General features: G+C 46.5%; 15 protein-coding genes. 11 read left to right on the forward strand and 4 right to left on the reverse strand.

All coding sequences use genetic code 11. The features are described from left to right. The first annotated feature begins 77 nt into the window (after window positions 1-77). The 3 genes from MKX35_RS04780 (at window position 78) to MKX35_RS04790 (ending at window position 4145) form a co-directional block, all read left to right on the forward strand. On the forward strand, window positions 78-1178 hold the full coding sequence (locus tag MKX35_RS04780; protein ID WP_076297962.1) for an ABC transporter substrate-binding protein: 1101 nt from the start codon (window positions 78-80) through the stop codon (window positions 1176-1178). Between the two features lie 104 nt (window positions 1179-1282). Next, window positions 1283-2746, forward strand: a complete 1464-nt coding sequence (locus MKX35_RS04785; RefSeq protein ID WP_076297961.1) for a CoA-acylating methylmalonate-semialdehyde dehydrogenase — start codon at window positions 1283-1285, stop codon at window positions 2744-2746. Between the two features lie 31 nt (window positions 2747-2777). After that, the gene (locus tag MKX35_RS04790) at window positions 2778-4145 is read left to right on the forward strand and encodes an aspartate aminotransferase family protein (protein ID WP_076297960.1); all 1368 of its coding nucleotides are present in this window, start codon (window positions 2778-2780) and stop codon (window positions 4143-4145) included. Here MKX35_RS04790 and MKX35_RS04795 read toward each other — a convergent pair. Then, entirely contained in the window at window positions 4111-5799 is a 1689-nt protein-coding gene (locus tag MKX35_RS04795) for a PucR family transcriptional regulator (RefSeq protein WP_076297959.1), read from the reverse strand. The genes MKX35_RS04790 and MKX35_RS04795 overlap by 35 nt on opposite strands. A gap of 318 nt (window positions 5800-6117) precedes the next feature. On the opposite strand from MKX35_RS04795, the gene MKX35_RS04800 reads away from it, so the two are divergent. Genes MKX35_RS04800 through MKX35_RS04815 form a run of 4 tightly spaced genes read left to right on the forward strand, consistent with a single transcriptional unit; the run spans window position 6118 to window position 10527 of the window. Continuing rightward, window positions 6118-7509, forward strand: a complete 1392-nt coding sequence (locus tag MKX35_RS04800; RefSeq protein ID WP_076297958.1) for an NAD(P)-dependent oxidoreductase — start codon at window positions 6118-6120, stop codon at window positions 7507-7509. Between the two features lie 44 nt (window positions 7510-7553). After that, window positions 7554-8843 carry an NAD-dependent dihydropyrimidine dehydrogenase subunit PreA gene (gene preA, locus MKX35_RS04805; RefSeq protein WP_076297957.1) on the forward strand — a complete coding sequence of 430 codons (1290 nt, stop codon included), beginning with the start codon at window positions 7554-7556 and terminating at the stop codon, window positions 8841-8843. 2 nt (window positions 8844-8845) lie between these two features. Further along, complete coding sequence (hydA, locus tag MKX35_RS04810) at window positions 8846-10273, forward strand: dihydropyrimidinase (protein WP_076297956.1); 1428 nt, start codon at window positions 8846-8848, stop codon at window positions 10271-10273. Beyond that, window positions 10273-10527 (forward strand): hypothetical protein, encoded by a 255-nt coding sequence (locus MKX35_RS04815; protein WP_076297955.1) that lies wholly within the window; start codon window positions 10273-10275, stop codon window positions 10525-10527. Before hydA ends, MKX35_RS04815 begins: the two co-directional genes overlap by 1 nt. 334 nt (window positions 10528-10861) lie before the next feature. Here MKX35_RS04815 and MKX35_RS04820 read toward each other — a convergent pair whose 3' ends face one another. Then, entirely contained in the window at window positions 10862-11365 is a 504-nt protein-coding gene (locus MKX35_RS04820) for a GNAT family N-acetyltransferase (RefSeq protein ID WP_076297954.1), read from the reverse strand. A gap of 182 nt (window positions 11366-11547) precedes the next feature. On the opposite strand from MKX35_RS04820, the gene MKX35_RS04825 reads away from it, so the two are divergent. Together MKX35_RS04825 and MKX35_RS04830 are read left to right on the forward strand one after the other, a co-directional pair. After that, the gene (locus MKX35_RS04825) at window positions 11548-12165 is read left to right on the forward strand and encodes a TVP38/TMEM64 family protein (protein WP_042192646.1); all 618 of its coding nucleotides are present in this window, start codon (window positions 11548-11550) and stop codon (window positions 12163-12165) included. Window positions 12166-12209: 44 nt separating this feature from the next. Further along, window positions 12210-13124: an aldo/keto reductase gene (locus tag MKX35_RS04830; protein ID WP_076284881.1), complete on the forward strand. Its 915-nt coding sequence runs from the start codon at window positions 12210-12212 to the stop codon at window positions 13122-13124. 8 nt (window positions 13125-13132) lie between these two features. Here the strand turns inward: MKX35_RS04830 and MKX35_RS04835 are convergent, their stop codons facing one another. Beyond that, window positions 13133-14644 (reverse strand): aminotransferase class V-fold PLP-dependent enzyme, encoded by a 1512-nt coding sequence (locus tag MKX35_RS04835; protein ID WP_076284880.1) that lies wholly within the window; start codon window positions 14642-14644, stop codon window positions 13133-13135. A gap of 367 nt (window positions 14645-15011) precedes the next feature. Here MKX35_RS04835 and MKX35_RS04840 point away from each other — a divergent pair, with 367 nt between their 5' ends. Further along, window positions 15012-17261 (forward strand): copper amine oxidase N-terminal domain-containing protein, encoded by a 2250-nt coding sequence (locus MKX35_RS04840; RefSeq protein WP_076297953.1) that lies wholly within the window; start codon window positions 15012-15014, stop codon window positions 17259-17261. A 77-nt stretch (window positions 17262-17338) separates the two neighbouring features. Here MKX35_RS04840 and MKX35_RS04845 read toward each other — a convergent pair whose 3' ends face one another. Then, on the reverse strand, window positions 17339-18061 hold the full coding sequence (locus MKX35_RS04845) for a helix-turn-helix transcriptional regulator (protein ID WP_081382667.1): 723 nt from the start codon (window positions 18059-18061) through the stop codon (window positions 17339-17341). Between the two features lie 188 nt (window positions 18062-18249). Here MKX35_RS04845 and MKX35_RS04850 point away from each other — a divergent pair, with 188 nt between their 5' ends. After that, window positions 18250-19545 carry an ABC transporter substrate-binding protein gene (locus MKX35_RS04850; protein ID WP_076297952.1) on the forward strand — a complete coding sequence of 432 codons (1296 nt, stop codon included), beginning with the start codon at window positions 18250-18252 and terminating at the stop codon, window positions 19543-19545. Window positions 19546-19617 lie beyond the last annotated feature (72 nt).

A 19617-nucleotide genomic window follows, 5' to 3' on the forward strand; every position in this document is an offset into this window, starting at 1 on the left:
ATGCATACAACGCACCACGATGATTGTCCATACTGTGCTTGTTACAAACTTAAATTACGATAGGGGGAGTTCGATTGATGAACGGGAAAAAACGCAAATTTCGTGGTGGTTTGTTGGCAATCGTGATGATGTTGAGTGTTTCTTTAATGGCGGGTTGCGGTGGCAACAATAATAACTCGGCAGCCGAAGCTACGACTGTCCCTGAAGCTTCTACAGCTCCTGAGGCAAGTGCTACGGCTGAACCAGCGGCTGATCCAGTTACAGTGAAGCTACAGCTGAAATGGGTGCCGCAGGCACAATTCGCTGGATATTTTGTGGCGCAGGATAAAGGATATTACAAGGAAGAAGGACTAAATGTAGAGATTCTGCCGGGAGGTCCGGATATTGTTCCAGAGCAGCAAGTGGCTGGGGGCTCCGCAGATATCGGTGTTGGCTGGGTAGCAAGCTTGCTTCCAAGTCTTGAGCAGGGAATGCCACTCGTGCAAATTGCTCAAATCTATCAAAAGAGCGGATTGGTCCTGGTCTCCAAAAAAACTGCTGGCATTAACTCAGCCGCTGATCTCAAGGGTAAAAAAGTCGGCAACTGGATGGGTGGCAACGAATTTGAACTATTAGCGTTATTCGATAAATATAAGTTCGATCCGAATAAGGACCTAAGCTTTACGAAGCAAGGGTTCACGATGGATCAGTTCTTGGGCGATCAGATCGATGCGGCCTCAGCGATGACTTACAACGAGTACCAAGTAGTGCTGGAGTCAGGCGTTAAGGCTGAGGATCTGAATGTCATCGACATGAATACAGAAGGCGTTGCAATGCTTGAGGATAACTTGTTCGCCAATAAGGAATGGCTTGCGGAGAACAAAGAGACTGCGGCAAAGTTTGTACGTGCCTCCCTGAAGGGCTGGAAAGATGCAATTGCTGATCCTGCGGCTGCGGTGGATAGTGTAATGAAGCAAGCAGAAGACGGCAGTACTACTAAGGAGCATCAATTGACGATGATGACCGAGGTTGCCAAGTTGATTCTGCCTGAGGGCTTTGATAGTGCGAAGATGGGGTATACCGATGCAGCGGCGTTCCAGCAAACGGCTGATATTTCGCAAAAGTTCGGTGTTATTAAAGAGCCTGCTAAGGTAGATGAGGCTTATACGAACGAAATCGTAGAAATGGCAGCAAAATAACAAGCCGAACTTATAGTTATAATAGATGGCCGCCCGTTCTGGCGGTCATCTATTGTAATCAGCAGTCCATCTGTGCATCTGAAATAGAGAAAGAGGTGCGAATTATGTCTCTCCTAGTAACGCAGGCTGAAAGAGTTAAGAATTATGTGAATGGAGCTTGGGTAGAATCGTCGTCCGGGCGAGATGAAGAGGTTTATAATCCGGCGACGGGTGAAGTGATTGCTTATGTGCCCATTTCTAGTAAGGAAGAGCTGGGTGCGGCGGTAGAAGCGGCTGCGGCGGCATTTCAAGCGTGGAAAAGGATCGCTGTGCCGCGTCGTGCCCGCTACTTTTTTCAATATCAACAGCTGCTGGTAAAGCATTGGCATGAGCTGGCCGAGCTGATTACGCTGGAGAATGGCAAAAGTCTGGAAGAGGCGCAAGGTGAGGTGCAGCGTGGAATTGAGTGTGTGGAATTTGCCGCAGGCATCCCCACTTTGATGATGGGCAGTCAGCTTCCGGACATTGCTACCGGAATTGAATCCGGGATGTACCGCTATCCGCTGGGGGTCATCGGTGGGATTGCTCCGTTCAATTTTCCGATGATGGTCCCTTGCTGGATGTTTCCGCTCGCCATTGCTTGCGGGAATACCTTTGTGCTGAAGCCTTCTGAGCGTACGCCTCTGCTGGTCAATCGTTTAGCTGAATTATTTGCCGAAGCGGGCTTTCCTCCAGGCGTACTGAATGTGATACATGGGGCGCACGAGGTTGTGATTGGGATGCTGGAGCATAATGAAGTGAAGGCGATTTCGTTCGTGGGTTCGCAGCCGGTTGCGGAATACGTATATAAGACAGGGACGGCGCAGGGGAAACGGGTGCAGGCGCTAGCTGGAGCTAAAAATCATTCAATTGTGTTACCTGATGCGGAGCTGGATAATGCGGTGAAGAATATAATTGCCGCTGCGTTTGGCTCAGCGGGTGAGCGGTGTATGGCTTGCTCGGTTGTAGTGGTTCATGAGGATATTGCTGACGAGCTAGTGAGTCGTCTGGCTGCGGCTGCGGATGAGCTTAAGATTGGTAATGGTGCCGATGACGGGGTGTTTTTGGGTCCAGTAATTCGCCAGTCGAATAAGGATCGGACTCTTTATTACATTGAGACTGGTGAAGCTGAACAAGCCAAGCTAGTGAGAGATGGGCGGAAAGATGCTGCTGCGGGCGGTGTGGGTTATTTTATCGGGCCGACGATATTTGATCATGTACAGCCGGGAATGACCCTCTGGAAGGATGAGATTTTTGCACCGGTGTTGTCTGTGATCCGTGTGAAGAGTTTAAGTGAAGCTATTGCGGTGACGAATCAGTCTCCATTCGCGAATGGGGCGTGCATTTACACAGATAGCGCTAAAGCGATCCGCGAGTTCCGGGAAGAGATTGATGCAGGGATGTTGGGTGTGAATCTGGGTGTGCCTGCGCCCATGGCCTTTTTTCCCTTCTCGGGTTATAAGAAATCATTCTATGGAGACCTGCATGCCAATGGCCGTGATGGGGTGGAATTCTATACGCGTAAAAAGATGATCACTGCCCGTTATTAGAGAAAATGAGCTGCTGAGAGGAGAAGATGTTATGCAGAGTCTGGGGAATGATAGTGAGCTTGCGGTGAGCAAGGATCGGAAATATTTATGGCACAACATTACACCTTATAGTGAAAAAAATCCGCCTATGATTGCCGCCTCGGCAAGTGGGTCGTGGATCACGGATATACAAGGCAATCGATTTTTGGATGGGATGTCTGGCCTGTGGTGTGTAAATGTGGGATACGGGCGCAAGGAGCTGGCGGAAGCTGCTTACAATCAATTGCTAACGCTGCCTTATTTTCCGCTGACTCAGAGTCATCTCCCGGCTATTGCGCTGGCAGAGAAGTTGAATGAGTGGCTTGGAGACGAGTACGTGATCTTTTTTTCCAATAGTGGGTCAGAGGCTAACGAGGCTGCTTTCAAAATGGCCCGCCAGTACCAGCAGCAAATCGGCCAGCATTATCGCCATAAATTCATTGCCCGTTATCGTGGGTACCACGGTAGTTCGCTTGGGGCATTATCTGCAACGGGCCAGGCCCAACGCAAATATAAATATGAACCGCTGGCGGGTGGTTTTCTGCATGTAGCTCCCCCGGACAGCTATCGCCGCCCGGTCGGGATGACTGTGGAAGAATTCAACCTCCAGTGTGCACAGTCCATAGAGGATATGATCATCTGGGAAGGCGTGGAGACGGTAGCTGCGGTGATTATGGAGCCTGTAATTACGGGTGGTGGCGTCATTGTACCGCATCAGGTTTATTTGGATCGGGTGCAGGAAATCTGCCGCAAACACGGTGTGTTGCTTATTATGGATGAAGTGATTTGTGGATTTGGACGCTCTGGACGTAAGTTTGGACATCACAACTTTAATGTGAAGCCTGACATCGTGACAATGGCTAAGGGGTTGACCAGTGCTTATCTTCCCTTATCTGCCACTGCTGTTCGTAAGGATATCTATGAAGCGTTCAAGGATAATAGTGATGATTATGGTCATTTTCGCCATGTGAATACTTTTGGTGGCAATCCGGCTTCGTGTGCACTAGCGTTACGCAATCTGGAAATTATCGAGCAGGAGAAGCTGGTGGAGCGTGCAGAGCTTTTGGGCAAAAGACTGAACACTGCATTCACCGAGTTACTTGATCACAAACTTGTAGGTGATGTCCGCAGCTTTGGTTTGGTGACAGGCATCGAGTTGGTTGAAGATAAGGTTAGCAAAAAGCCAGTTGATCTGAGTATTGTGAAAGGCATTATTGCTGAATGCAAATCCAAAGGACTTATTATCGGCAAGAATGGCGATACGGTAGCTGGGTTCAACAATGTGCTTACCTTCGCCCCGCCGCTATCCTCCACGGATGAAGATGTAGAGTTTATTATCGATACGTTTAAATCTGTACTGAGCGGGGGCTGGGTAAAGTAATTTTGTCCGGATATAGAAATTGGTAGGCGCGCAGGGCAACCTGAATGGAGATCCGGTTCTCTGGCTGCATGAAGTCTTCACCCAGTAGCTCTGTTATTTTGTCCAGGCGATAATAAAGGGACTGTCTGACAATGAATAAGTTTCGAGCGGCAATTTGTTTGGAACCATCATGATCCAGATAAACACGAAGGGTAAGCAGCAGCTCGCTGCCTTTGGTTTGGTCGTGGTCAATTAGCGGGCCGAGATAACTGCGAATGAAGTTCTGCAACGTTTTCCCATCATTTAGGCTCAACAGCAACTGGAATACACCCAGCTCTTCATAGAAGAGTAGTGACTTCTGGTAACAGGAGTATAACGACAATGCCTGTAGGGCTTCCTGATAACCGGAATAGGCTCGTTTTAGGCGCTTATGCGATTTGCTGACTCCGATGACCAGCTGCAAATCTTTGAGCTTCTCATCGGAGCGGATATGCTGAAGGGACTCAAGTGCTTGTTGAAGCCGCATTTTGCCAGGCATTTTTGATTGAATGTCGAGTGCGATGACGGTGAGGCGATTGTTCTTGAGTGTGATCAGCGGACGTAGGGAATATTTTTCGAAAATGGAACGCAGGATGAGCGAAAGGTGGAAGGTAATTGATTCCCATTCGTGCTCTGAGCTGTTCCATTTTACGTCTCTAGGGTTCTTGATTTCAATAAGGCATACACGGTAAGGGAGTTCGTTGACCATGTTGAAATTGGAATCGATCAAGGCTTTTAAGCGATTGTCATCCTCTATACGACCATTGATCAGCTCATCGACCCATAGATTTTCTGAAAAAAGCTTACGCTCCTCCATATACCGGGTACGCAGTAGCTCTTGAGCAATGGACAGAGAGGCGGAATCTAGCAACAGGCAATCAAATTCTTGTGGCTTGTGATTGCAGACCATCAGGATATAAGCCCAAGTCTGATCCAGCGCGCCCACAGGCTTAATAGCAATCGTCTTTTGTCCGTATTCTCGGGTGTAAGGAGCGGTGTCTGGTTGAATACCTTCCATCTCATCACCGAAGACGGTGAAGAAATTCAGCAGGGCAGTTTGCTCTTCGGGCGGAAGTGCCGGGAAGAATAAGGGTTTGCCTTGCAGCTGCATATAGACGATTTGTGTGCGGGTGCTTTTACATAATAATTGCAGTACCTTCACTGTTCCTTGTGAGGTTAAGGTCAGACGGTGGAATTCACGAGAGATGCTTTCGAGTTCTTGCAGCATCCGGTGATGCCGATTGATGATGATGGAATGGAGGTCTAGGGTGATATCGACGAAGCGAACCGTGCGGGTGAAGATGATTAGCGGAAAGTCATGCCTGTTGGCTAAGTCGATCATCTCTTGCGGGATGGTGCTGAAATACGTACCTAACTCAATACATAGGCAAGCTGCATTTTTGTCGATTAGGTTCTGCATAAACTCCAAGGAGGATGGGAGATCGACACTTGCACCAATCCCCGTAGTCAAAATCATTTCTTCGCCATGAATCAGAGTCTCGAAGTTGGCGCTTTCCAGCACATGCACCCAGCGAATGGCGCGGCTTAGGCCGCTTTTCCCGCCGATCACCTCGGCTTCTGCGAATAGTGGTCTTTTTAAAGCGTCACGAATGGTTAATACAAGCTCCCAGTCCATAGTTACTCCCCCTCGATCTTCTGTGCTCTGGCCTTCGGCTAATGCCCTGTTATTCTCAGTCTATTCTCATACGTAAAAAATACGGTTTCGAAATTAGACAAAGTGTCTAATGTAACGAAAATTCGAAATGACTATAGTTTGATTAGCGGATGTCAGTATATATAACCTAATCAGGAAGAACGTTGAGAGATAATTTCTTTTAATGCTTATATTACTACAATAATTCAAAGATGTAAGCAAAATATTCAGAAAAAAATTGAATTAATGTTATATTATATAACATAAAATTGAGAAAGTACCCATAAGGAGGGATTAGTGATGGAGCATTCTTCTCCGTTAACAGCATTTACACCAGATATGTTCATGCGTAACTTTGCCGAGGCTGAGCCGCCTCTGACTCATAAGGGTGCCATGGATGAGGCTAATCGCTGTCTATATTGCTACGATGCCCCTTGCATAAAAGCTTGTCCGACCAGCATTAATATCCCCTCCTTTATCAAACGGATCGCTACTGACAATTTGAAAGGCTCGGCACAGACGATTATGGATTCCAATCCTGTGGGTGCCAGCTGTGCTCGCGTGTGTCCTACAGATGAACTGTGCGAAGGAGCTTGTGTGTTAAATGATGCTTCGGCGCCGATCCAAATCGGACTACTGCAGCGTTATGCGACAGATTGGGCGATGAACAGCGGAGTTCAATTATTTAAGGCTGGCATTCCTAATGGGAAAAAGGTAGCCGTAATCGGCGGTGGTCCTGCGGGCTTGTCGGCGGCTAGGGAGCTCGCCCGTGAAGGTTTTGCTGTTGTGATCTATGAGGCGAAGGAATTGGCTGGTGGACTAGATACGCATGGGATTGTGTCGTTTCGGCTTCCGCAGTCTATATCTCTTTGGGAAGTAGAGCAGGTAGAAAAGCTGGGTGTGGAAATACGTACAGGTGTAAAAGTCGGAGTAAATGTCTCTGTAGACGAGTTGAAGTCCGACTATGATGCCATCGTTTTGGCAGCGGGTATGGGCTATGTGCCTCCGATAGGGATTGAAGGTGAAAAATTGGCTGGCGTATATGATGCCATTGCACTCGTAGAATCCACTAAGACTGGCATTCCTCTGCTAGAGCTGATGGGTCAGCGGGTCGCTGTCATTGGTGCAGGGAATACGGCTATTGATGCAGCGACTTGCTCAGTGCGACTGGGAGCCACCAATGTGAAAATGGTCTACCGCCGGACCCGCGAAGAGATGACGGCTTATGATTTTGAATATGAATTTGCGAAGCAGGAAGGTGTGGAGTTCAACTGGCTTACCTTACCGAAACGTATCGTGGGTGATGAGCTTGGAAATGTAACCGCACTGGAATGTGTGCAGATGAAGCTGACGGAGGAGCTGGGCAAAGATGGGCGTCCAATACCTATGCCGATCGAGGGTTCTGAGTTCTTGATTCCTGTAGATGCGGTTGTAATAGCTATTGGTCAAAAGCGTCGTCTAGATCTGATAGATTCCTTAGGTCTTATGCATGACCGTGGGGTTGTTAAGGTGGATGAGATCACCTGCCAAACCTCCGATCCGCAGATTTATGCCGCTGGGGACATCATTTTTGGTTCAGGTAAGGGTGATGCCATGGTTGTATCAGCGGCACAGCAGGGAAAAGATGCAGCCCATGCGATTGTTAAACAATTCTTAGGCCAGCAGGAGGTCGTTGTTAGATCAGCGGGCTGAGCGTAGAAATCAAATTGGATTTTACATGACAGGGAGGGAACATCATGGCAGATTTAAGTATTAATCTCGCAGGAATTCAATCGCCGAATCCGTTCTGGCTGGCCTCCGCGCCGCCTACGAATACAGGTTATCAAGTGCAGCGGGCCTTTGAAGCAGGTTGGGGCGGGGCGGTGTGGAAGACGCTCGGCGATCCGATCATTAATACCTCATCGCGTTTTGCGGCAGTAAATTTCAATGGGCAGCGGGTTGCGGGCTTTAACAATATTGAACTGATCACCGACCGTCCGCTTGAAGTTAATCTGAAGGAAATCTATGAAACGAAAAAAAGATTCCCGAATCATGCGATTATAGCCTCCCTGATGGTAGAACCAACGCAGCATAAATGGCATGAGATTGTTAAGCGGGTAGAGGATGTGGGTGTAGACGGTCTGGAGCTTAACTTTGGCTGTCCGCACGGGATGGCTGAGCGTGGAATGGGTGCTGCTTCCGGGCAGCAGCCTGATCTGGTGCAGGCACAGACCACCTGGGTAAAAGAAGTTGCGACGACCCCGGTGATTGTGAAGCTGACGCCCAACATTACGGATATCACCGTCGTTGCCCGCCATGCGGTTAAGGGTGGAGCGGACGCGATTAGTATGATCAACACGATCAACAGTCTTGCTGGTGTAGATATTCATAGCTGGAACACAATTCCGAATGTTGGGGGTCAGGGTGCGCATGGCGGTTACTGCGGGCCGGCTGTGAAACCAATTGCGCTTAGTATGGTGGCCGAGTGTGCCCGTGACCGGGGAGTAGGCATTCCTATCTCCGGTATTGGAGGGATTTCGACTTGGCAGGATGTTGTTGAATTCATGTTGATGGGTGCTACGGGCATTCAAGTATGTACAGCGGTCATGCATCATGGCTTCCGGATTGTGGAGGAAATGATCGATGGCCTGAACAACTATTTGGATGACAAAGGTTTGGCTTCCGTAACAGAGTTAATCGGCAAATCGGTATCCAGATACTCCAACTGGGGTGATCTGGATCTCAACTATAAGGTCGTTGCCCGTATTAATGAGAACAACTGCATCAACTGTAATAAATGCCATATTGCCTGCGAAGATGCTTCACATCAATGTATTGATATGTTAACTAATGCAGATGGGAAAGCTATTCTACAGGTCCGCGAGGAAGATTGTGTAGGTTGTAATCTTTGTTCTATTGTCTGTCCAGCAGACGGCGCGATCGATATGGTTGCAGTGGATACCGGGGCAGCCCCACTAACCTGGAACCAGCGGCAGAAAGTGATCGGCAGTTTGAATGGCTCCTATTCGGAAGTGGAGGTGGTGTAAGGATGAAAAAGATTATTAAAAATGGCATCATCGTTACCGCAGCAGATACTTATACAGGCGATGTGGCAATTGAAAACGGAGTTATTACGGAGATTGGCCTTCATTTGGATGTCCATGGTGCGGAAATTATAGATGCCTCGGGGTGTTATGTTTTTCCTGGAGGCATTGATCCTCATACGCATTTGGATATGCCTTTTGGCGGTACGGTTACAGCGGATGATTTCGAGACGGGAACCATTGCAGCTGCATATGGCGGAACGACCACAGTCATTGATTTTTGCTTAACCACCAAAGGGCAACCGCTACAGCAAGCCGTAGATACATGGCATCATAAGTCACAGGATAAAGCGGTGATTGATTACAGCTTCCACCTTATGGTCTCGGAATTAAACGATAAAGTACTGGGTGAGCTTCCGGAGATAATTGAGAAAGAAGGCATTACCTCGCTCAAAGTATTTATGGCTTATAAGAATACTTTTCAGGCGGATGACGGCACACTTTTTAAGACCCTCCAAGCCGCGAAAAAAGAAGGTGCACTCGTTATGGTGCATGCGGAGAATGGAGATGTCATTGAATATCTTGTAGAGCAGGCTTTGGCCGCAGGCAATACCGACCCGATCTTTCATGCGCTGACCCGCCCGCCGGAGCTGGAGGGTGAAGCTACGGGACGCGCAGCTTATCTAACCGAACTGACAGATTCTCAGCTGTATGTTGTACACGTGACCTGTGCGGAAGCCGCTTGGAAGATTGCTGAAGCGCGTAAAAAGGGACTGCGCGTCTACGGCGAGACTTGTCCACAGTATTTAGTGCTGGATCAGACGGCGCTGGAAAAGCCTAATTTCGAAGGTGCCAAATACGTGTGGTCTCCGCCCCTGCGTGAGCAGTGGAATCAGGACGTTTTGTGGGATGCGCTATGGAGCGGCAGCTTGCAGACGATTGGCTCTGACCAGTGCTCGTTTGATTTCAAAGGACAAAAGGATCTGGGGCTAGGGGATTTCTCCAAAATTCCGAACGGTGGGCCGACCATCGAGGATCGGTTTACGATTCTCTATTCAGAAGGTGTGCAGAAAGGCCGGATCTCATTGAACAAATTCGTAGACATTATTGCTACCTCTAGCGCCAAGCTGTTTGGCTTGTATCCGCAAAAAGGCACGGTCGCGGTAGGCAGTGACGCTGACCTGGTTATTTTTGATCCGGCTGTAGAAAGAATACTCTCCGCAGAAACACATCATATGAACGTCGATTATAATGCGTTTGAGGGCTTTGAAGTAAAGGGAGAGCCTGTTTCCGTCCTCAGTCGAGGCGAGTTTGTGATTCGAGACAAGCAATTTGTTGGTAAACCCGGGTCGGGAAAATATTTAAAGCGCAAGCGTTTTGCAGCGAAGGCTCCTCTTCCTTCCAAGGCGGAAATCAGCGGAGGTGTAGTCTAATGTCTGCTTTTACGGAATATGCCAAAGAACAGCAGGAGATCGACGGGCTGCTTTTTAAAGGATATACGATTGCCAGCATCCAAGAGGATTTGGACGGTGCCCGAATAAAGTTTGTCAGAGGGGAACCGGCTAAGGGCTCGATGGAGTTATTATTGCTGACAGCAGATGCCCGTAAGTACGTGACAACCCTTGTGGTTGCGGGGCTGAGGGCGGAAGGTGGTGAGCGGGCCGGTTGTTGCAATGGAGAGGTTTGAAGTGAGGGGATTTGAAGCTGAGTAGTGAGCCTGCGCAGGATAGGGGGCCTACTGCTCGGCTTTTTATTGTGCGCATGAAAGGGGCGTGGAGATAACTTCCCTGAAAATAGCCGATTATCATCGCGGAATACACTTTTTAGGGAAATCCTCCCTAAAAAGTAGCTGATTATGGTCCCGAATAGACGTTTTAGGGAAATCCTCCCTAAAAATCCCTGAAATACGCCGATTTTGCTCAAATTCGCTAAATATTAGGGAGGTTTTCCCTGATTTGCAGTTATAGGCACCTGAAAGACCAAAAATCAGGGAGGATTTCCCTAATCTATTGCTGTCGCTGCTACTCACGCTCCATATACTCATGCCGTAATATGGACATGATATGCAGAGATTCAAAGTGTTCTCCTACTTTTATACAGTCACGTAGAGTACCTTCCAGTGTAAAGCCACAGCTTTCATAGACATGGCGTGCTCTGTGGTTATGGTCTCTAACATCTAACCATAGGCGATGTGATTCAGTGTGGCGAAAGATCCAGTCGGTCACGAGACAAAGCGACAGCTTACCATACCCAAACCCCTTGGAATGGATGACGATTCTTTTAATACAAACGGTAAGATGAGTGTCTTGAAGTCCTGTAATGATGATATAACCGACTCTTTTTCCTGTACTGTCCCAAATTGTAAGATGTAGAATATCTGGGTCTTGGAGGGCTGCAGCGTGTTCCGCTTTAGTCCATTGACCAATATAGATGCGGTTTAGTTCACTTTGTTCGATGGCTAGAACGAACGCTAAATCCTGCACGGTGGTACGTTGTAAATCCAAGGCTTTCGAATGGATGATCATAACCATGCGCCCCTGTCTCATATGTATTTTCTATCTATGGTAACTGACGGTCTGCTCGCTGTCATTCATGTAGTTCTAGCTTGTTCTCTTTATATTGGAACAGCTGTAGGAATGCTCGCAACTTCGTGTATAATTGAGACCAGGTGTTAAGAATTCCAATCGGATGAGGAGATCAGCTGGTTATGTACTTTCTTGATATTATGTCTTGGCTGACAGAGGATAATCTGCGGCATCTGCTTGAACAATATCGTTCGTTTGGGCCCTTTCCGGGCATTGCGTTAACGTTTTTGAAATCATTTATACCACCACTACCAACTATTGCGATCGTCGGATTAAACGGGGCTGTATATGGTTTATGGTTAGGTTTTTTGTATTCTTGGATCGGCTTGGTTGCGGGCTGTGTGACAACATTTTGGATTATTCGCAAAGTAGCTTCGCATCGGTATCTGCGAAAATGGGCAGAACGGCCAAAGGTAGCCAAAAGTATGACATGGGTGCGGCAAAGCGGATTCAGTTATGTTTTTCTGCTTAGTATATTCCCGGTAGGCCCCTTCGTTGTAATTAATATGGCTGCTGGTCTTGCTGGTATGAGGTTTCGTTCATACCTCCTTGCGCTCACTGTGGGCAAAGCGATCATGGTATTCGCAGTTTCATATATTGGAAATGATCTGGAACGATTTATCCGCCAGCCGTGGGAGATCATCTATGTCTTGGTGTTTATTGGATTGTCACTATGGGGAGTTAAAGCCATCGAGGCGCGGTTCGCTAGAACGGTGGAAGATGGAAACAAGGCCGCTTAGTACTGTGAATGGACTATTTTAATAAAACAAAGGAGGAAATGATGATGAAATATCGTAAACTTGGCAGTACAGGGATGAATGTATCGGTGATTGGATTGGGTACTTGGCAGTTCGGTGGAGAGTGGGGCAAGGATTTCACTCAAGCAGAAGTCGATGCCATGTTAGATAAGGCTGGAGAGCTCGGTATTAACCTGATTGATACGGCAGAATGTTATGGAGATCACTTGTCAGAGAAGTTCATCGGGGGTTATCTGGCTCGCCGGAAACGTGAGGACTGGATTGTAGCTACGAAATTCGGTCATCATTTTCAGGGACATTTGCAGCGGGAACAGTTATGGCGTGCTGAGGATGTGCTGAAGCAGCTGGATGATTCCCTGCGTGCACTTCAGACCGAGTACATCGACCTCTATCAATTCCATTCCGGAACGGATGAGCAATTCGATAATGACAAGTTGTGGAGCATGCTCGACAGACAGAAGCAGGCAGGGAAAATCCGTCATTTAGGCGTCTCGATAAGTGCATCAGTCTCGGGTGTACATCAGACCTCTGCAGCAGCGGATGTGCAAGCAGAGGCCATACAAGTAGTATATAATCGGCTGGATCGTCAACCTGAGGAAGAGATTCTTCCACTCTGCATCGAGCATAAATTAGGTGTGTTGGCGCGTGTTCCGTTAGCGAGTGGTTATTTAAGCGGCAAGTACAAGCCGGATGCGGTATTTGGTCAGGGTGATGTGCGTGCTAACCATAAAGAGGATGTAAGGCAAAAACAGCTGCGCGCTGTAGCTGAAATTGCTGCCAATGAAGTCCCTTCTGGACTCGATATGGCGCAGTGGGCTTTGGCGTGGTGCCTTCAGCATCCCGCAGTAACCAGTGTAATTCCAGGTTGTAAGAATGTAGAACAGGTTATCTCCAACGCTAGTGCTGCCGATCTGGACATGGTGAAGGACATTACACAATAAACTGGAAACTACACCGAAAAAAGTGCTTTGACCTTCGCCTCAGCGGGATCCTCATTGTAGATATGGGTCCAACTGTTCGTAGAAGCATCATAAAAATAGTCCTGTTTCCATTGTTGGAAATGGATCACGATATTTCGTACAGCGGATACAATTCTCTCTACCTCCTGATTCGTCATAATGGGGTGTAGAGAGATGCGGATCCAACCCGGTCTAAGCGACTGGTCTCCTACAGTAATTGCCTCAGCGATCTGAGCAGATTGCGCCCACCCTAATTCAAGTAAGTAATGCCCATAAGGACCTGCACAAGAGCAACCACCCCGGGCTTGTATACCAAAGCGATCATTTAGTAGTTGAACTGCAAGATTATAATGAATATCACGTAGTGTAAAAGAGACAATGCCATGACGTTCTGTATGATGTCCAGCTAGCAGCGAGCATTCGGGTATGCTACGGAGCCCGTTCATTAATTGCTGGCATAGCTCGTGCTCTCTAATCACCATATATTGACCGTTTCCATTCATCTGTTCCTTCAGCTTCACGCAAAGTGCTGTCCGAAAAGCTTGCAGAAACCCCGGTGTTCCCCCGTCTTCCCGCATCTCTATTTCGTTGGTGTAGCGGCGTCCTCCCCAAGGATTGACCCAAGCCACTGTACCTCCACCCGGTTCGTCAGGAATACGTCCATTACTTAGAGCCTCATCAAAAATTAGAACGCCATTCGTGCCCGGTCCACCCAGAAATTTATGCGGAGAAAAAAAGATTGCATCCAGCTTCTCCAGCGGTGAGACAGGATGCATATCGATAGGCTCATAGGGTGCACTGGCGGCAAAATCTACAAAACATAGGCCTCCGTGGCGGTGCATAATCGCGGCAAGCTTCTGGTAGGGAGTCTGAATTCCGGTCACATTGGAGCAAGCCGTAAATGAACCGATTTTCCAGCGACGATGCTGATACAATTTCAACTGGGCTTCAAGCTGCTGAAGATCTATATTTCCGTTTTCTCCGGGAGGAACAGTCACAACATCACCAATCCCCTCCTGCCAGGGAAGGATATTGGAATGATGCTCCATATGGCTGGTGAAGATCACAGGACGTTCCTCCATCGAATGGGAGCTATAGTCCTGAATCCACTCAGGGAGTCTTAAGCCCATGATACGCTGCAGCTTGTTTACAGCTCCCGTTGTTCCATTTCCGCAGAAGAGCAGGATGTCCTGAGGGCCAGCATTTACATGCTTTTTAATAATTTGTCGCGCTTCATTATAAGCCAGTGTCATGGTTAAACCGGTCGTGTTGGAGTCTGTATGTGGATTACTAACATATGGACCGAAGGCTTCCTGCAGCTTTCGTTCAATCGGTTCATATAAGCGTCCGCTTGCGGTCCAATCGGCATACAGCAGTGGCTGTCTACCATAGGGTGTGGTGATCTGATGCCGAATTCCAATGGTGTGCTCACGAAAAATCTCGAAATGGTTTTGTAGTGAAGCGGGCGTCTCTGCAGAAGAGGCGTGGATGATGTTTAGCACGGATTTCCCTCCAGCCCGTACGCCGATAGTGGTAAGGTCATAGTTTATTTTCGGCGTGCCAGTAGTTTCTATGGCATCAGTATATGCTTGCTTGGAGAATTGGGTTAAAGCCTAGGTGGAGTTTATATGAATAACAAATAAAGGAGATAGAGGTGAATGGTGTAATTAATATACAACATTGTTTTTTATTTACTTATAATGAAACTTTTTGAGATCTACTGCGTCAAATAATACGATTTGAAATAATGAATGTACCATGAAGTAAAAGCATTGTCTCGGTAGGGGTGAAAGTGTTTTTACAAGGAATATAAGAGGAAGGTAAAGATAGGGCCACTTATATTTACAAATGGAGCAGAGGAGTCAAATCATGCATTTAAAAAAACTAACATTAGTTGTACTATTGGCCGTATCTCAGACTGCTGCGGCAGTGCCCGTTTTTGCTGAAGCTGGAAATGTTACCTCCAGTAACACCAGTGGAGTAAGAGTGGCTACTACATCTGTTGCGGAAGTAATTCCAGAAGCTACTGATCCATTGCCATCATTGAAACGTCCGGTAGCAGAAGGGGCAACAGCAACAGCAACACCAACGCCAACGCCAACGCCAACAGCGACAGTAACGCCAATTACAGGGGGAACAACCGATTCTACTTTAACAACGTTACCATCCCCCACACCGAGTCCAAGTCTTACACTTATACCTGCGACCACCACACCACCGATTACAACAGATATAGTTAATGCAGGGGCTAGCAATCAGCTTGTACTTATGATGAATAGTAACAAAATGTATCAGAATGGCATTGAATATTTGGCTAATCAGCCAATGGCAGTGAAGAATGGCGTTTCCTACGTTTCGATTAGAGCTATGGTTGAACGTGTAGGTGTGAAATACATTTACGATTATAAGACGAAAGAGACTATTGTTACTAAGGGCAGCGACGTTATGCGGTTCAAGACAGACAGTAAGATTTATTCCGTAAATGGTAAGAATGTGACAATGAAAGGTCCAGCTTATCAATTCAAAGGAACCTTTATGATTCCATTGACGTCCATTACTGGGGCGCTGGGCATTCCGTATACCGTGGATAATGTGCAAAAACGAGTCATTCTTTCGCTAAATTTGAAGCCTAAAGCTTCTTTTACAGTACCGGCTATAATTTATGCTGGTGATCCAGTGAATTTCCTGACTTCTAGCTCTTCACCGATTGGTTCAGCCATAGTTGAAGAGAAGTGGGAAGGGAAGCAGGATATCTATGATACACCTGGGCAATATGTAGTATCCTACTCTGTTAGGGATGCTAATGGACAATGGAGTGATCCTTACTCCACGACGATCATGATTCTAAAACCGAATACACCGCCGGTTGCAAATTTTACGACCGATAAGAATTCCTACAAAATGGGTGAGATGATCACTTATACGGATATGAGCACCGACCCAGACGGAGATACACTTAAAACAACGACCTGGACGAATAAAGCGGAAGCTTTCTTCACGCCTGGTCCTGCAACAGTTTCTATTCAAGTAGAAGATTCACATGGCGCAATCAGCACTTTTGAAAAAGTCATTAATATTACGGGTGAAGTCTTGTACAGTAAGGAAGATTTCTATAGATTGTTCGCTTCTCCGGGTAGTGTATTTGATATTGACGGATCCAATGTTCCAAACTGGCAGAAGGTAGCTTATACGCTCACTTCTGAGCCTTATAATCTTATTCGCGCTAACAGTCCAGAAACCGTAAATATGGAAGGGATTACTTATCGTGAATCATCGTTCGGTGGAACCCGCTTTTTGATTCACCACAAGAATAATATGAATACTAAAATGAAGGTATATGTGATAGCTAAGAACAACAATCTATCCCCTACGACGATCACAACAGAATATTTAGGCGTTGGAGGCCCACATCCCTTTCCGGAAGCTACGGGTAAACTCTCAGTGCAACGTTACTGGGAATCCATGCAAACGAAAAAAGATTACAAGACAACGGTCCTGCAACCTGGTGAAAGCGTCTCTATCCTGTCTGATCTGAATAATATTGCAATAAAACCGAGCGAAATCGTTTCACTCCAAGCGGACTTATATAGTGATTATCCTATTGAATACAATGTTATGATGAATGATGCGAATAAAGATCCGTTAACCACACTTCCTATGCTTCCAATACTGGATCGTGATGGCGTGCATAACCGAGGGACTTATGCTGATTCTACACGTATCATGACTGTTACGGATGAAGTAGGGAGAACACCTGCGAGACTTCTCATCGGTGATAATTCAAGTGATTTGAATTTGATGGGCACCGACCCTATGTCAGGAACTGGTGCATCCAATGCAGGCAACTTCGGAGTACTATACAAAATCAAATTTGAACATGTTGCTCCCAATTCATTAATTACCTTTAACCCGCGTGGTGGTAATTATATGGGACCTGTTATGGTGAATGGTCAAATTGTTCAAATGCCAAGTACCGGCAGTATTACAAATGCAAACTTGAATAGTGTGGTTTATCGTACAGGTGATGAAGGGGGCTCTGTTGAGATATTGTTCACTGCAGCGTCTGGTAGTAATTTGCCGGTTAACTTCCTGATTACACCGCAACCACCGAAGAGATAGTTATGCAAAGTAATCATTAGGGGGACCAAAAGGCGAGATTCCATTCAGCTATGAATGAGAATTCGCCTTTTTGCTTGTCATTTCATGTGATCTTTTCGATACTCCCTTGCGGTCATGCCTAGATGCGTCTTGCAGTAGGTAGAGAAGTAGGCAGAGGAAGCGAAGCCGAAGATATCACTAATATCCTGAAGCGCCATATTTGTATGGATCAGGAAGTTCTTGATCGCATCAATTCTTTCTTTATGGATGAAGTTGAGGACAGTGCTCCCTGTTTCTTGTTTGAATAGCGTTGCGAGGTAATTCGGATGCAACTGCACGATTTCCGCAACCCGCTCTAGCGTAGGCTTCTCTTCAATGTGCTTTTTAATATAGGCGATCGTCTTATTAATGATGGGTCCATACGAATACGAACGATGGGTTGAGATGACACTAATAAAGCTATTTAGCATGAGGTATTCAATCTCAACGGTCTTCACGATCGAGTCGCTCTCATCAATTAAGTTGATGTAATGGTCACTGAGAATGAACGCGGACTCGGAATCGACTCCCGCCTCAATGATCGCACGCGTAAAAATGGTGCAGCTAGCGACTAGAGAATATTTCAACGACTGCAAAGGCTTCGGTGACAGGTTGGCTCGTTCCAGCAGGTTGATTTCATTCAATATTTTAACGGCACCTTCACGATCAATGCGTTGGATTGCATAGACGAGCTTCTTTTCGTGCTCATAGGAAGGATGCATATAGTTCTGATAGCGATTCTTCGCCATATTGCGTTCGAGGACGGCAGTAATGTCTAGCATGGATAATCTCCTTTAGGCTACCTGTTTAAGGGAGGATTTTACAATATAATCCGTATTTATAAATCGAAACTAATGTTAAGAATTTATAATTAAGTGTTATATTATCGTGTAATATCAGTTTTGTAAAGGCTTTCAATTTTAGAAATATCAATAAAAATTATGAAATCTTCAGAAGAGGGGTATTGCAGATGAAGAAAAAAGTAGGGGCAGCATTATTATCTGTAGCTATGTTATCCACGTTAGTCGCTTGTGGAGCAAAAAGCGATGATGGGGCAAACAAGGCAAATAGCGCAGACACAACGTCTAAAGGAACTGGTAAAAAAGCGGTTATTACAATCATTCAGAATAAAGTAGAAATCCAAAGTGCACTAGAGGATGCAGTGAAAGAATTCAATAAAACTCAAGATAAATATGAAGTACAAGCATTAGGAGCAGCAGGTGACAACCTGATGACGGTGCTCCAGACACAATTCAGCTCCGCACCTGAAAAAGCACCAACCATTTTCACAACAGCATCTGGCTCAGAGTTTCAAAAATATCTTCCATATATGGCACCCTTGGATGATATGAAAGCGGCTAGCAAAATTGTTGAAGGACAAGATACAGCAGCGCGTAATGATGGTAAATTATATGGCTTGCCAGTTGCGCTTGAAGGCTTCGGACTTATCTACAATAAGGATATGTTCAAGGAAGCAGGCGTGAATGCGGATGATATTAAGACATGGGATGATCTTGTAGCAGCAAGCACGAAGCTAGAGCAAGTGAAAGGCGTGAAGAAGGCCATAGCGTATGCACAAGAGTCTTACTTCCGTTTCATGCATCCATTTAACTGGCCATTTGCATTAATGAAAGATACATCGGGTACGATTGCTAAGATTAATGCTGGCGAATTGAAGCTTCAAGATATTCCTGAATTGAAAGAGTACGTTGCTGATCTGGACAAGATCAAAGACCATACGAACTTGAGTAAAGATACGTATGATGAACAAGTTGCAGGCTTCGCGGCAGGACAATATGCGATGATTCACCAAGGAAACTGGGCACAAGGTCTCTTGAACGATTATGATGTGAAATTTGAATACGGTTTCTTGCCAGTACCGTTCGAAGGTAATCAAGGTATTGCGGTAGGTAACAGTAACTTCTTCCGCGTGAACAAGCATGCATCGGAAGATCAACAAGCGGGTGCGAAGGCGTTCTTGGATTGGTTGCTAACAGATCCAGCGGGTCAGCACTATGTAACGGATGAGTTTAACTTTATCCCTGTGTACTCCGGTTTTGATACTAGCAAAATGGATCCGTTATCCCAAGAAGTGAACCGTTATGCAAGTGAAGGCAAGACAGTGAAATGGGTATTCGATCAATTCCCAGCGGGAGCAGATCAAGAGTTTGCGAACCAAATGGAAAAATACTATGCAGGAAAATTAACGGGCGAGGGCTTGTTAGAAGCACTTCAGAATGTTTGGATGACTGCGGTTAAAAAATAATCGTATGGCTATGGAGGCTGCTTCTCGAATATTCGTTAAGCGGCCTCTTCCTGTTTTGTAGAAATGGATAAG

The sequence above is a fragment of the Paenibacillus sp. FSL R5-0923 genome (assembly GCF_038009145.1).
Lineage (GTDB): Bacteria > Bacillota > Bacilli > Paenibacillales > Paenibacillaceae > Paenibacillus_AQ.